The organism is Prevotella falsenii DSM 22864 = JCM 15124 (assembly GCF_000613945.1).
GTDB lineage: Bacteria > Bacteroidota > Bacteroidia > Bacteroidales > Bacteroidaceae > Prevotella > Prevotella falsenii.
In genome coordinates, this window is the sequence record NZ_BAJY01000001.1 from 25031 (window position 1) to 39821 (window position 14791).

The 14791-nt window shown below is 44.7% G+C and carries 8 protein-coding genes and 1 pseudogene; 5 read left to right on the top strand and 4 right to left on the bottom strand.

Annotated features, from left to right (window positions below):
* Window positions 1–195: 195 nt before the first annotated feature.
* The 4 genes and pseudogenes from JCM15124_RS00110 to dut all read right to left on the bottom strand — a co-directional run bounded on the left by JCM15124_RS00110 (window position 196) and on the right by dut (window position 5287).
* The gene (locus JCM15124_RS00110) at window positions 196–2193 is read right to left on the bottom strand and encodes a peptidoglycan DD-metalloendopeptidase family protein (protein ID WP_024997791.1); all 1998 of its coding nucleotides are present in this window, start codon (window positions 2191–2193) and stop codon (window positions 196–198) included.
* Window positions 2194–3092 (bottom strand): annotated as a pseudogene (gene lolB1, locus JCM15124_RS12590) (lipoprotein insertase outer membrane protein LolB1).
* Window positions 3089–4768: a tetratricopeptide repeat protein gene (locus tag JCM15124_RS00120; protein WP_198019099.1), complete on the bottom strand. Its 1680-nt coding sequence runs from the start codon at window positions 4766–4768 to the stop codon at window positions 3089–3091. Before JCM15124_RS00120 ends, lolB1 begins: the two are co-directional and overlap by 4 nt.
* A gap of 81 nt (window positions 4769–4849) precedes the next feature.
* Entirely contained in the window at window positions 4850–5287 is a 438-nt protein-coding gene (gene dut, locus JCM15124_RS00125) for a dUTP diphosphatase (RefSeq protein WP_024997793.1), read from the bottom strand.
* 126 nt (window positions 5288–5413) lie between these two features.
* Between dut and dgt the strand changes: the two genes are divergently transcribed.
* The 5 genes from dgt to pta all read left to right on the top strand — a co-directional run bounded on the left by dgt (window position 5414) and on the right by pta (window position 14713).
* A complete protein-coding gene (gene dgt, locus JCM15124_RS00130) occupies window positions 5414–6751 on the top strand; it encodes a dGTP triphosphohydrolase (RefSeq protein WP_024997794.1) in 1338 nt (445 codons plus the stop codon).
* 14 nt (window positions 6752–6765) lie between these two features.
* Window positions 6766–7761 carry a YqiA/YcfP family alpha/beta fold hydrolase gene (locus JCM15124_RS00135; protein ID WP_024997795.1) on the top strand — a complete coding sequence of 332 codons (996 nt, stop codon included), beginning with the start codon at window positions 6766–6768 and terminating at the stop codon, window positions 7759–7761.
* Entirely contained in the window at window positions 7758–11117 is a 3360-nt protein-coding gene (locus tag JCM15124_RS00140) for a DEAD/DEAH box helicase (RefSeq protein ID WP_024997796.1), read from the top strand. Before JCM15124_RS00135 ends, JCM15124_RS00140 begins: the two co-directional genes overlap by 4 nt.
* A gap of 238 nt (window positions 11118–11355) precedes the next feature.
* Window positions 11356–12819 (top strand): ATP-binding protein, encoded by a 1464-nt coding sequence (locus tag JCM15124_RS00150; RefSeq protein ID WP_024997798.1) that lies wholly within the window; start codon window positions 11356–11358, stop codon window positions 12817–12819.
* Window positions 12820–13672: 853 nt separating this feature from the next.
* Window positions 13673–14713: a phosphate acetyltransferase gene (gene pta / locus JCM15124_RS00160; protein WP_024997799.1), complete on the top strand. Its 1041-nt coding sequence runs from the start codon at window positions 13673–13675 to the stop codon at window positions 14711–14713.
* Window positions 14714–14791: the final 78 nt, after the last annotated feature.

A 14791-nucleotide genomic window follows, 5' to 3' on the forward strand; every position in this document is an offset into this window, starting at 1 on the left:
TACGTCAGCAGGGCAACGATAGTCATTGCCTTGCCCCCGGTTTGTATTATACGGTACTGTCCAATAAAAGTGTGTAAGTCCACTTCTTCTTATCTTTATATTTGGAAAAATATAAACGTAAAGAAATAGAACTTACACACTTTTATTGGACAGTACCAACTTTATGGTTTCTATATATTATATATAAGGTGTAGCTTATCGAAGCCACTGCTCCGGATTCAGCTTTTGGGTTTCCTTATGAAGCTGGAACTGGAAGATGCCGCTGGAATCTACTGTTCCAAGCGTTTGTCCTGTTCCTACTTGCTGCCCCTTACTTACACTAACGCTGCCTAAATTAAGGTAAACAGAGATGTAGGCACCGTGGCGAACCATAACAAGGGTAGAACCACCAACGTGCGAAACGTTGGTTACTTCGCCTTTGAAGACGCTGCGAACAGGAGCACCCGCCGAGGCTTTAATGGCAATACCATTGCTGCTTAGCTTAACGTGCGAGAGTCCTGACACGTTGTAAGTACCGAAACGCTTTACGATCCGACCCGATACAGGCATCGGCAATCGTCCTTTATTGTTGGCGAAACTACCTGTCATAGCACGGTCGGCAGACGAAAGGAGCGCACTGTTGTCGTTCGCCTTGTTGGCTGCAGCCTGCTCGCGCTCGGCACGTTCTCTGTCGGCAGCAGCCTTGCGCTCGGCTGCCATACGGTTAGCTTCTGCCTCACGTGCCTGCTGGTCGGCACGTGCGCGCTCTGCATTCTCTCTTGCTCGTGCTTGGTCTTCGGCGCGTTTGGCAGCCGCTGCACGTTCTTCGGCACGCTTTAGTTCGCGTGCTTTCTTTGCCGATGCTTCGGCTTCAGCGGCACGACGGGCTTGTTCGGCTTCGCGACGAGCCTGTTCTGCCCTTGCTTGGGCTTCTCTTCGTTCGCGTTCCAACCGGGCTGCCCGGGCTTCGGCTTCGGCTTTTGCCCTTGCTTCCCGCGCTTTGGCTTCCGCTATTCTGCGTGCATTCTCTTCCGCAGCACGCCGTGCAGCCTCTCGCTTGCGCGCCAATTCTTCTGCACGTTGCTTGGCTGCAGCCTCTCGGGCAGCTGCCTGTGCGCGTGCTTCCTCCATGGCACGCTCACGTGCTTTCCGTATTTCGATAGCAATGAGGCGGTCGATTTGTGCGTTGATGGCCTGCTGTTTCTTCTGTCGGTCGGAAATAACCGATTGCAAAACCTTTTGGTCGTTCTGCAACGACTCTACTACTTTTTGCTGTTCCACCTTCTTGCTTTCCATCTGAGAGTGAACCTGACGCCCTTTCACCAACAAATTGCTCTTGTGTCCACGCACTCTTGCCAACTGGTTATGCTTCTCGTCTATTTGGTTTTGCTTCTGCTTTAAAAGTTCGCCTTGTGCACGCTGGTAAGCTGCATACTCACGTACAAAACGGAGACGGCGATACATCTGCGTGAGCGTTTTGGCAGAGAAGATAAACATAAGCTTATCTTGAATGCTGCGGTGGCGCGCCATGTAGCGCATAGAGCGAATGAATCGTGAGCGACGCTCGCCCAACTGGCTCTCCAAAGACTTCAATTGACCTTTCAAAATGTCGATATTGCCATCAATCCCCTTTATGTCCGTGGTGATGTTTTCGATGGTTTTCTGCTGTTGCCCTATCTCCGTGTCGAGCGTAAGTATCTTTTGGAGTCGGCTGTCCACGTCTTTCTGCTTTGCTTTAAGTTCGTGCTCATTCTCCGTAATTTCTTTTTGTATCTGCTGATTTTGTTGCTGCAAACCTTTTATTTCTTCGGTAGTAACATACTTTATTTGCTGTTTACCGCCCTTTTGGAGCTTTTTCTGTGATGTTACAGCCTTCTTTTGGTGCACATTCTTGCCTGTTTTTTGCTTTTCTGCTTGTCTTTTTATAGGCTGTTGCTTGTCTGCCTGCTGGTTTTCCGCCTGTTTCTTGGCAGACTTACGTTTACCGGTCTGCTGCTTTTCCGCCTGTTTCTTGGCAGGCTTTTGCTTATCTGCCTGCTGCTTTTCTGTTTGTTTCTTGGCAGATTGCTGCTTGGTAGCTTCTTTTGTTGTGGCTTGTTTCTTCGTTATCTGCTGTTTTGTTTCTTGCTTTTTTGCCGTCTTTTTCTGCTTTTGTGCGTATGGACTCACAAGACAAGTGGTCAGCATTAACAATATAAATAATATACGCTTCATTTAAAGTTGCATTAGTTTACCTAAGATTTCTTCTACTCCCACCTGCTCATACTTCGACGATGGCGTTGTGAAACTGTCCCAATCGGCTTTATCGCTGAGCTTATCAAGCTCGAATGTAGCCGTAATAATCTTTTGTCCTTGCGCTACCGGCGTTTTTATTTGCACTTTATGATAGTAAGGAAACATTTTTGAACCGAACTTTTTAAAGTCTGCATAGTCCCAATTCAGCGTAGATACGCCGTGTGCAGCACTGCTGTATTTGGCTTCAGCCACACGAATAAAGCCCGTCAGCGATTCTGCCAACCACTTATAAGTCATCTTTCCGTCGCTCAAAGTAAGGGGTACGCCTTGTTTATTAGCCGTGTGGAGAGATGTTAAATCTACATCAAACTGTGCCAAACTGCGTTCGCTGACACGTTGTTGTCCCGGAATAAAGAGCTGATTCCAAAACAAGGCTTGGAGCGAATAGAAGTTGATGCCGTTACTTTTCAGGAAGCTACATCGGTGTACTTCGCCTTTACATATTGCTTGTGCATTCTGTCGATAAACAATACATAATCCTTTGTAAACTCGATGCGCCCTACTTCGCTGCGAATAATGGGAACAAGGAGTTGCAAACGAATGACTTCGTCCTTACGCATGTGGAGAATGCCCGGCACCGTAATTTCTTTTCTGCCCGTATTTACCGTGAAAGACAAGTCGGAAACAAGGTTCTTCTGGTAGAGTGCACCATCGGAAACTCGCTGAATAAACTGCATTTTCTGTTGCTGTGCAGACGCCGATGACGATGCAGACGATGTACTTGACGTTCCCGACGGCTTTAAAACCGACTTCTGTGTACCGCAACTTGCCATAAGCACAGTTGCGAATACACCTATATATATATTCTTTATTTTCATTCTGCTATGTATTTCTTTAATTCTATTTTCCTTCTGAGTGTAGCACTTGTATCGCCCAATTTCAGTGCTTGCTGCCACGAAGCCAATGCTTCTGCCGTTTTTCCGACATGGTAGTAGATGTCGCCCGCGTGCTCAAACAATACGCCACTGGGGGTAGTATCGTTCTTTATGGCTTGGTCTATATAGATATTGGCTTCCTCGTATCGCTTTTGCAAGAAGAGAATCCAAGCATAAGTGTCGAGGAAAATTGAGTTTTCAGGCTCTTTCTTTATCGTTTTGTAGCTCATCTGCTCCGCCTTCTTAAGGTCGTTCTTCGATAAACTCAGATAATAGGCATAGTTATTCAGTGCTGCAAGGTTCTCCGGTCGCCAATGCAAACAGCTGTCGTAAGCCTCGAAAGCCTCTTTATCAAGACCTTTCTCGTGAAGAATATCGCCCATAATGGCGTAAAAATCGGAAACGATATTGGGGTCGCTGTCTGGTTTTATCTGTGCTACGCCTTTCTTGAAAGCCTGTAATGCAGCATCGTTTTCTTTCTTCATATACTGCGCAAAGCCCTCGAAATAGTAGAAAACCATTTCTTCGGGATTGTATTCGTGGGCAGGGCGCGAAATGGAAATTACCCTATCGTACTGCTCTGCATTCCAAATGTTTTGTATCAGAGCAATACGAGCACTCGAATTATCGGGTTCTATGGCGATGGCTTGTTCGTAAACCTTGTTCACACTATCTTCCGGAGCATTCTTTAAGTTAAGGTAAGCCGCCTTCATCATTACGATGTCGGCATCTTCCTGCGGATAGGAAAGAACACGGTCGAAAAGTTTTATAACTTCAAGACTGTCCTTATCGTCGTTTTGTTGGTTGTCTATGATGACTTGGCGGAGCAGTGCCATCTTTGTTTCCTTTTCGGTTTTCTTCGATTCCAACAGCTTTTGGGTGAGTTCTTCCACCACCTTTTCGTTCTTCGCATCGCGATAATAATCCAACAAAGAGAGTTGGGCAGCAGCATTGTTGGGGTCTTCTTTCAGCACTGCCTGATACTCTTTAAAGGCTTCTTTCTTCTTATCGTTTTGGAAAAACCAATTGCCCAACATTATTCGATAGTTTAATTCTAATGGGTTTTTCTGCACAAGGCGCATCAGTTCTGCCTGTGCTTTCCGCTTGTCGCCCATCTGTTCGAAGATTTGCATCTTTGTTAGCGACAGCTGTTCGTTGCTTCCTAAAAGCATTTCCATACGTTCTGTTACCTCTATCATCTTCTTATAGTTGTTCTGCGAACCATAAAGCTGATAGAGAATCTGCAGAACGTCCTCGCGGGTCTTGTTGTTTGCATAGAGTCGTTCGTATGCAGCCAACGCTTGTTCGTAATTGGCTTGTGAGATATAGAACTGCCCTAATTTCTCCAAATAGGCAGGATTGTCGGGCGCAAGCTCAGCCGCCTTTTCGAAATAGTAGCGTGCTGCCTTTCCGTTTTGCATATCAATGTAGTATCCGGCTATTTCGTAATAGACCTCGGGAGCATTCGGGTTAATGTCGCGAGCATGGCTCAACAAGTCGAATGCAGCAGCAAAATTGCCCATTTCCTGTTGCCGAATAGCTTCCAAGAAGAAATAATTGTAGCGTATGGATTGGCTATTCGTTTGTGCTTTTGCCTGCAATGCTATTGCAACAAGCACTGCTATGAACGTTGTTTTTACTATGAATTGTTTAAAAGAAAATATCAATCTATTATCCCTCCTGCATTAATTATACAATTCTTACTTTACTCCTGTATGGCCATAGCCACCTGCACCACGTTCCGTTTCGTCGAGTACTTCTACTTCAACAAACGTTGCCTGCTCGTGGCGGGCTATTACCATCTGTGCAACACGCTCGCCGGCGTTGATAATAAAGTCTTCAGCAGAGAAGTTAATTAGCAATACCATCAACTCGCCACGGTAATCCGCATCTACTGTTCCGGGGGTATTCAACACCGTAATGCCGTGTTTCAATGCCAAGCCGCTACGCGGACGCACCTGAGCCTCATAGCCTTTGGGAAGTGCAATATACAAACCCGTAGGAATAAGGCGGCGTTCCATTGGCTTTAAAGTGATGGGATTGTCTATATTGGCACGCAAATCCATGCCTGCACTCTGTGTTGTTGCATATTCCGGTAAAGGTTGGTTGCCCTTATTTATTACTTTTACTTGAACCATGATATAATATAATAATGTGCAAAAATAATGAATTATGCGCATATAGATGAATTTTAAGCCCTAAAAAAGGCTGAAATTAGCCAAATTTAAGTACTTTTGCGTAAGCGAATCTTTTTGATATTTATGATGAACTGGCAAAATCTTATCTCCAGCAAACGACTCGGGCAGGAAGACCGACACGCTTTACGACATGACGACAGGTCGGAGTTTAAACGCGACAGCGACAGACTTATCTACTCAGCACCTTTCAGACGGCTGCAGAATAAGACGCAAGTGTTTCCATTACCCGGCAGTGTTTTCGTCCATAACCGCCTTACCCACTCGTTGGAAGTGGCATCGTTGGGCAAATCTTTAGGCGACGACGTGGCACGAAAGCTGATAAAGAAACACCCCGAACTGCAAGGAACGCTTTTTGAAGAAATAGGCACTATCGTGCAGACTGCATGCTATGCCCACGACATGGGCAATCCGCCGTTTGGTCATAGTGGAGAAAAAGCCATACAAACATTCTTCACCGAAGGCGCAGGTGCGTACTTAAAGGATAAGGTTAGTCCGCGTTTTTGGGACGACATTACCCATTTCGAGGGAAATGCGAATGCTTTCCGCTTGCTCACTCATAGATTTTTAGGACGCCGGGAAGGCGGTTTCGTAATGACATACTCTACTTTGGCAAGCATTGTGAAGTATCCTCTTTCATCGTCTTTAGCCGGAAAGCATGGCAAGTTTGGCTTTTTTGCATCGGAAGAAGGTATATACAGGAAGATTGCCAACGAACTTGGAATTATCACTAAGCAAGTTTCCGACAACGGAACAGCCTACGCTCGCCACCCATTGGTATATTTAGTGGAAGCTGCAGACGATATTTGCTACGAGATAATGGACATTGAAGATTCTCACAAACTTAAACTTCTGTCGTTTGAAGAAACTTCCGAACTACTGTTAGGGTTCTTCGACGAAGAAACAAAAAAGAGCATTCGCAATCGCATTGTAGAAGAAGGCGTTACCGATAGGAACGAGCAAGTGGTTTATTTCCGTGCCTGTGCCGTTGGATTACTCGAAGCAGCGTGCGTGAATGTCTTTGTTGAAAATGAGGAATCCATACTCAACGGAACATTTGAAGGCTCGCTAATCGACCATATTCCGACCCTCCAGCGCAACAACTACAAGCATTGCTCAAAGGTTTCTATCGAGAAAATATACAGCAGCAAGACCGTGCTCGATGTGGAATTGTCGGGTTATAAAATTATGGAGACGCTGATGGAAGCACTCATCAGTGCTGCCGATGAACCCGAAAAGTTCCATAGCAAGCAACTTATCCGACGCTTTTCAAGTCAGTACGATATACGAAACCCACATCTTGAAGACCGTATTATGGCTGTAATCGACTACATCAGCGGCATGACAGATATATATGCGCTCGACATTTATCAGAAAATAAACGGCATTAGCCTGCCCATTATCTAACAGTCAGCATAACAATGGAGAACCAATACAGAAAGACTTTCCCTGATTTGATGGTAGGAAAGAAACTCGTTTACGTGCATGGCTTTATGTCGTCAGGGGCTACACACACTGCCAAAATACTGCAAGAATACATGCCACAGTGCACTGTAATCGCCCCCGACCTGCCTATTCACCCCGAAGAAGCAATGGAATTGTTGCGGAAAATACAGGCAGACGAACGCCCTGACATCATTATCGGCACGTCAATGGGCGGTATGTACACCGAAATGCTGTATGGTACAGACCGCATCTGTGTAAATCCGGCTTTCCAAATGGGCTCTACCATAAGCGAAAGCAATATGCTTGGTAAGCAAGTGTATCAAAATCCCCGCAAAGACGGTGTACAGGAAGTTATCGTAACAAAGGCTTTGCAAAAGGAATACAAGGAGATGACGGAGCAATGCTTTGCTGCCGTAACATCCGAAGAGCAAGAAAGGGTCTACGGATTGTTTGGCGATGCCGACCCCATCGTACACACTTTCGACTTATTCCACCGGCATTATCCGCAAGCAATTTACTTCCACGGTGAGCACCGCCTCATCGAAAAGGCGATATTCCACTATGTTATGCCCGTTATCAGATGGATTGACGACAAGCAGGAAGGGCGCGAACGCAAGACCATCTTTATCGATTGGAATACGCTCAGCGATGATTACGGCAAGCCAAAATCGTCTTTACACAAGGCATACGAGTTCTTACTCGACCACTATAATGTTTATTTTACCGCACCGGCACCTACCAACAATCCAACGGCTCTAACGGAAAAACAGGTATGGATAAGCGATGTCTTCAGTGCGCCGGCGTGGAATCGCACCCTTTTTGTGAACCAACCGCAATTCCTTCTCGGCGATTATCTCATCAGTATGCAAAGCAACGACGAGTTTATGGGGACAGTATTGCCATTCGGTAGCGACGAATTTAAAACGTGGGAAGAAGTCATTACCTACTTTGAACGATTGGGCGGACAATGATACAAGACTCAACAACTGCGCAAGAACTCTTCGCTCGGATATTGGAAATTATCGAATTTCCCGATGACCGTCCCGATGTGCAAAACCATTTGATGCACGAAACACTTGTATTGGCGTGCCACGAAGGGCTGAAAGGAACACGGCATGGATTTGGAAACTTGTCTTCGCAGGTGGATTCGCTTTGCAAACAGCACCATATAAAGCCGCAAGACACTGTCGCTATACACTTGATGCGTCGCCACAGCAACTCCATTGCCCCCATTCTGCACAACGATTTGCTCTACGACTGCAGGGCTTTGGCACTTTTCATCTCTGCCGTTTTCAACACTTCCATACCTTCTTTCCTTGTCGGAAAAATCCCGACGGAGGGCAGGCGCACCGCGAATATCCGGATTGCGAACTACAAATACATTCGCTGCACGGTGCAATCGTGGGACGATAAATACATAAAGGTGAACATCTTAAATCAAGAATGTGGCGAAGAAGAAGTGTTGATAGACTATATCAACACACCTGAACACATTGATTTAAGCTATATTCGCAAGATTTTAAGTGAGGGAATGCAGCTCAATCTCTTAGATTGCAATGTTACACGCAAGCGCATTGTGCCACGCATCATAGTGGTAGAGCCCGACTTTCTTGTTGATATTTCGTCGATTGCAAACTGCTTTGAGGACTACGGACACCACCCTTTACTGTTTACTGTAAATCGTTTGCAAGCCCGAACAGCCACCGCTGCCACCCTATTGGGTAATTTTGCAGGCACAGCACTCGACGACATCATCAACAATCCTAACTACAACATCAACGAAACCTTAAAGGCAAACTTCCGAAACAAAGCTTTGGACTTCGCTACGTGCACCGATTTCCGTTCAGATGTATTTAAAAAAGACGGTACAGAGCAGGCAAAAAACATTCAAGACATCGTTGAAGAACTCTTTAAAAGCTACGACCACAACAAAGCAATACTCGAACCGTCGTTCGTTTGCGAAAGTCTGGGCATTCAAGGGCGTGTCGATTTAATGACTACCGACTTCCGTTTGCTTGTGGAACAGAAGTCCGGAAAGAACTTCTATATTGCAAACAACCGACTCAACAACCACGGTTCGAGATACTTGGAGAAGCATTATGTGCAGGTTTTGCTGTATTTCGGAATACTTCAATATAATTTCAACCGAAGCACACGAAACACAAACATTCATTTACTTTACTCTAAATATCCGCTTCCCGACGGTCTTTTGGAGGTAGAATCGCTACAATCGCTGATGATGGAAGCCATTAAATTCCGCAATCAGGTGGTGGCTACCGAATATTGGATGGGCGATAACGATTTCGCAAAACTTATTCCGCACTTCACGCCCGCCACTTTGCAGCTGAACCACTGCAACGAAAACTTCTTCCAACATTGGATTTTGCCACGCTTAACAGAGACTTTGGCACCGCTCCACACGCTGACACCCTTGGAAAAGGCTTACTTCAGCAGAATGATGCGCTTTGTCGTAAAAGAGCAAATCATAGCGAAGGTAGGCTATCAAGAGGGCGCAGGCAGCAGCAATGCCGACCTTTGGAACATGCCTTTGGCAGGTAAGATAGAGTCGGGCAACATCTACACGGACTTGACCATTACACGGAAAGAACAAAGTACGGCATATAGCGGCTACGACAGCATCACCCTTGCCGTGCCAAAACAAAGCGACGACTTCCTGCCCAACTTCCGTCGTGGCGATATGGTGTATCTCTATGCCTACCGAAAAAACGAAACTCCCGACATACGCAGAGCCTTTCTGTTTCGTGGTACGCTGCAAGAAATACATACCAACACGGTTGTGGTGCATCTAAATGACGGGCAGCAGAACCCCGATTTGCTCGTTGGCGACCGGTTTGCCATCGAACACAGCAGTAGCGACATTGGTTGCACAACTGCCATTCAAGGTTTACACACATTCGTTACAGCAAGCAAGGAACGTAAGGATTTGCTTTTAGGGCAACGTGCTCCGCAGCGAAACACAGAAATACAACTTTCCAGAGCTTACAATCCTACTTACGACGACGTGATTTTGCGTGCCAAACAGGCTACCGATTATTTTCTTTTAATCGGTCCTCCGGGTACCGGAAAGACTTCAATGGCGTTGCAATACCTTGTAAGAGAGCACGAGATAAAAAACATACTGTTGCTTTCCTATACCAACCGTGCCGTAGACGAAATCTGCGAAATGCTTACCGACAACGGCATTCCGTTTCTCCGACTGTCGAAAGAATACTCGTGCGACCCACGATTTACCGGCAATCTGCTCACCAATGCCGTGAAAACAAATCCCACGCTCGAACATATCAGGCAAACCATCGACTCGTCTCACATCATCGTAAGCACAACAGCAAGTCTCGCAACCCACACGGCTATCTTCAGCATCAAGCATTTCGAACTTGCCATTATCGACGAAGCAAGTCAGATTCTTGAACCTAACATCGTCGGTTTGCTTGCTGCACACAACGAAGAAGAGCAGGTTATCGACAAGTTTATCTTGATTGGCGACCACAAGCAGCTGCCTGCCGTGGTGCAACAAGACAACAACGAATCGGCAGCCGACTCGCCTTTGCTCGAAGAAATACACCTTCCGAATTGTGCAAACTCGCTGTTTGAACGCCTCATACTTACCGAGCGGGCAGCAGGACGCACCGACTTTATCGGCACATTGCGCAAACAAGGGCGCATGCACCCCGACGTTGCTGACTTCCCAAACACCTATTTCTATTCACGCGAACAATTGGAATGTGTGCCTTTAGCACATCAGACAGAACCCAATCTGCCTTACAACGAACCGAGCGAAGACCGGACCGACGACTTTTTAAAGGCACATCGCATGGTATTTATTCCCTCTAAACCGTGCCGACAGCCTAACATTTCCGAGAAAGTAAATACGGAAGAGGCACGCATCGTAGCCGACCTTGTGCGCCGTTTGTACCGCCAAATGGGCACAACATTCGATGCACAGAAGTCGATTGGCATCATTGTTCCCTACCGAAACCAGATTGCCATGATACGCAAAGAATTGGAACAGCTCCATTTGCCTGCAACCGAGAAGATTAGCATCGACACTGTGGAACGCTATCAAGGTAGCCAACGCGACGTCATCATCTATTCGTTCACCATTCAAAACCGCTTCCAATTGGAATTTCTCACAGCCAACACGTTCGTTGAAGACGGCAAACCGATTGACCGCAAACTGAACGTTGCCATAACCCGCGCACGCAAACAGCTCATTCTTACAGGCAACGAAGCTACCTTACGGCAAAACCAACTCTTCAGCGAACTGATAGATTATATCGACCAAAGAGGCGGAAGAATTGTTATTTAAATCCGTTGGCAGAATATATTTTCTATGTACTTTATATTGGCAACAGATGTTATTTTCAACCCCTTGCAATTAAATATAAACACAAAACGCTACTTCTTATTTTTCAACAATAATCAAAATAAGCACTATTTATCGCAATTATTTAAGACAAATATGCACAATAAACCAAATAAAACATACTTATTTTCTTTAGTATGGAACTTTATTTATATATTTGCAACATATAAAAAGTAAGATTATGACTTATACAGAACTGCTTGAAAAGCAAATTACAGACCGCCTGAAGATTGATAATCCTTGGTGGATAACTGATGTAATTCCAGCCTACTTGAGCGAAATGAAGCCAAGAATGTATTTGGATATATTCTATCCAATTGCAACTAACAGCAGTATCAGACGTGCCGTTGTGCTAATGGGACCTCGCCGTGTGGGCAAAACTGTAATGCTTTACCACACCATTCAACGCTTGATTAACGAGGGAGTGCCAAGCAGAAATATCATTTATGTATCGGTGGAAACACCTATTTACAATGGCATTGCATTGGAACAACTGTTCACCTTGGCTAAACGAATTGTTGGAAAGGCAGACGAAAGCGACGAAAATTTCTATATATTCTTCGATGAAATTCAGTATTTAAAGGATTGGGAAATCCACTTGAAGTCGCTTGTAGATACTTATTACAACACAAAATTTGTTGTTTCCGGCTCGGCAGCAGCAGCATTGAAGAAACAAAGTAACGAAAGCGGTGCAGGACGGTTTACCGATTTCAGCCTTCCACCCCTCACCTTCTTTGAATATGTACACCTAAAAGGTTTACAAAAGAATTTGAAAACTCAAAAAATGGTGTGGAATGGCTGCGATATTGCAACCTATTTGCCCATTTCTGCACAGCAATTCAATAAGGCATTCATCGACTATATAAATTTTGGCGGCTATCCGGAAGTAGCGTTAAGAACCGATATGCAGAACGACCCGGCACAATATGTCAAGCAAGATATTGTAGACAAAGTGCTTTTGCGCGACCTCCCCAGCTTGTATGGAATTCAAGATGTGCAAGAACTAAACTCTTTATTTACGATGCTTGCCTATCATTCGGGGAAACAGTTCTCTTACGAAGGACTTTCGCAAGAATCGGGGGTAAGAAAAGAAACGCTGAAAAAATATATTCAGTATTTAGAAGCAGCCTTCCTAATAAAAGTAATACATCGAACTGACGATACGGCAAAACGTTTTCAACGAGAAACTACATTTAAGATTTATCTCACCAATCCGTCGCTTCGCTGTGCACTTTTCCAGCCTATCACGGAAAACGACAACGAAATTGGCGATATGATAGAAACTGCAGTGTATGCGCAATGGATACCGCGTCCAAATGTATCGGTAAACTATGCCAACTGGAAAATCAACAAGAATGAAGAGGGCGAAGTGGATATTGTCGGACTCAACGTAGCCCTGCAAAAGCCTTATTGGGCAGTAGAGGTGAAATGGACTGACCGTTTCTTCGACCGTCCTAACGATTTAAAATCATTGGCTTTCTTCATTGAGAAGAACAAACTACCGGGCGCATTGGTAACAACCACCACCCAAGCAGGGGTAAAGAAGATGCCTTTTGGCGAGCTTTTATTTCTGCCAACAGCTTGTTACGCATATATGGTTGGCGAGAATACAATCAATCAGACAAAGTGTTCTTTTGGATTATAGTGCTTTCTAATCGACTCGGTAAAACCTTATCAAAGAAATAATTTCTTGTTTTGTTGATTAAGACAAATCCATAAAACGTCTTTAATTTTGTAAAGATAATTCTCTTAAAAAGTGATAATTGCGCTTTGGCGTTGCGAAAGCGTAGGTTTTGCATTGCAAAACAGCCGCTTTTACCGTGCAAAACCTACGGTTTTGGAACGCAAAACAATAGGTTTTACAAAGTGTTGATAAAGAAATAGTTACAAAATAGATATTCTTGCGAAAAATATTTACGTATCTATTGCCTTCGTTTTGCTTATAAAATACGGTACAAAACAACAACAGGGCAGGAATTAAAAGGGGGCTTTCGCTTCAGAAAAACGAAGCTGTATATTTATCAATAGTAAATGTCGGCAGACCCATTATAACGGCTTCCGGCGATGCTTACTTTACTTATGGGCATAAAAAAAGGAGTACCGCTGTACTCCAACCTTTGTTAACCTTAAATCTAATACTATGAAAAACACGTTGCAAAGATAAGGGGTTTTATTGAATAATGAAAATAAAACAGCAATAAAATTACCATTTTATTAGTTTTATTGATTTATATCAATTAAGAGTGGCGGCTTTTATAGCTTTATCCTATGATTTTGCAAGTTTTCTGCATCACTTGCTTACATAGAGAAAGACACATTATGCCAAAGTATTTTTTATGCTACGATAACACATATATTTTAGTATAAAGGAGAAGTTGTGAAGAATATATTGTATTAATAAGGTGTAAAAAAGCAGGTTTATTTTGGTTTTATAGGTCTAAATTGCTATCTTTGCATCGCAAAAATGGACATAAAACATTTAAAGAATAAAATATACTATGGATTTACTTAGCCAGATTATTGCACGTGCCAAGGCTGACAAGCAACGCATCGTGCTTCCCGAAGCAGAGGAAGAGAGAACTCTGAAAGCCGCAGACAAGGTATTAGCCGACGACATTGCAGAATTAATTCTCATTGGTAACCCTGACAACATTAAGAAGTTGGCTGACCAATGGGGACTGAAAAACATTGATAAGGCTACTATCATAGACCCTGAAAACAACCCGCGCAGTGAGGAATATGCTGAAAAACTGACGGAACTCCGCAAAAATAAGGGTATGACGATAGAGAAAGCCCGCGAATTGGTAAAGAACAACCTATACTTAGGTTGCATGATTATAAAGACGGAAGGTGCCGACGGACAAATTTCGGGTGCGCTTTCAACTACCGGCGACACGTTGCGCCCTGCATTGCAGATTATCAAATGCGCTCCCGGTGTCAGCGTTGTAAGCGGTGCCATGCTTGTATTGACACACGAAGCACAATACGGAGAGAACGGTGTCGTGGTGATGGGCGACGTTGCTGTAACGCCAAACCCGACAGCCGAACAGTTGGCACAGATTGCTTACACCACCGCAGCAACCGCAAGGAGCGTTGCAGGCTTCAAAAATCCAAATGTTGCCATGCTCAGTTTCTCGACAAAAGGCTCTGCAAGCGACGCTATCGACAAAGCTACCGGCAAGAGTGTGTACATCATCGACAAAGTTGTTGAAGCCACGAAGATTGCAAAGGAAAGGTATCCCGACCTGAAAGTAGACGGCGAATTGCAAGCCGACGCAGCCCTCGACCCGGCTGTTGCAACCAAGAAGGCAAAGGACTCTGACATTGCAGGCAAGGCGAACGTGCTTGTTGTGCCAAACCTCGAAGTAGGAAACATCGGCTACAAGTTGGTTCAACGCCTCGGCGGTGCTACTGCGATTGGTCCTATCCTCCAAGGTATTGCCCACCCGGTAAACGACCTTTCGCGTGGCTGTTCGGTAGACGACATCTACTATATGGTGGCTATTACAGCTTGCCAAGCACAAGATTCAAAGGCATAATTTAAGGAATTAAAAGGCGTCAGGGAGGGTAATAACTCTTAAATTCCTACATAAATTCAAATCAGAAAACAAGAATTA

Coding starts and splice junctions, on each gene's coding strand:
- JCM15124_RS00110 (WP_024997791.1), bottom strand. CDS start 2,193: ATGAAGCGTATATTATTTATATTGTTAATGCTGACCACTTGTCTTGTG.
- dut (WP_024997793.1), bottom strand. CDS start 5,287: ATGGTTCAAGTAAAAGTAATAAATAAGGGCAACCAACCTTTACCGGAA.
- dgt (WP_024997794.1), top strand. CDS start 5,414: ATGAACTGGCAAAATCTTATCTCCAGCAAACGACTCGGGCAGGAAGAC.
- JCM15124_RS00135 (WP_024997795.1), top strand. CDS start 6,766: ATGGAGAACCAATACAGAAAGACTTTCCCTGATTTGATGGTAGGAAAG.
- JCM15124_RS00140 (WP_024997796.1), top strand. CDS start 7,758: ATGATACAAGACTCAACAACTGCGCAAGAACTCTTCGCTCGGATATTG.
- JCM15124_RS00150 (WP_024997798.1), top strand. CDS start 11,356: ATGACTTATACAGAACTGCTTGAAAAGCAAATTACAGACCGCCTGAAG.
- pta (WP_024997799.1), top strand. CDS start 13,673: ATGGATTTACTTAGCCAGATTATTGCACGTGCCAAGGCTGACAAGCAA.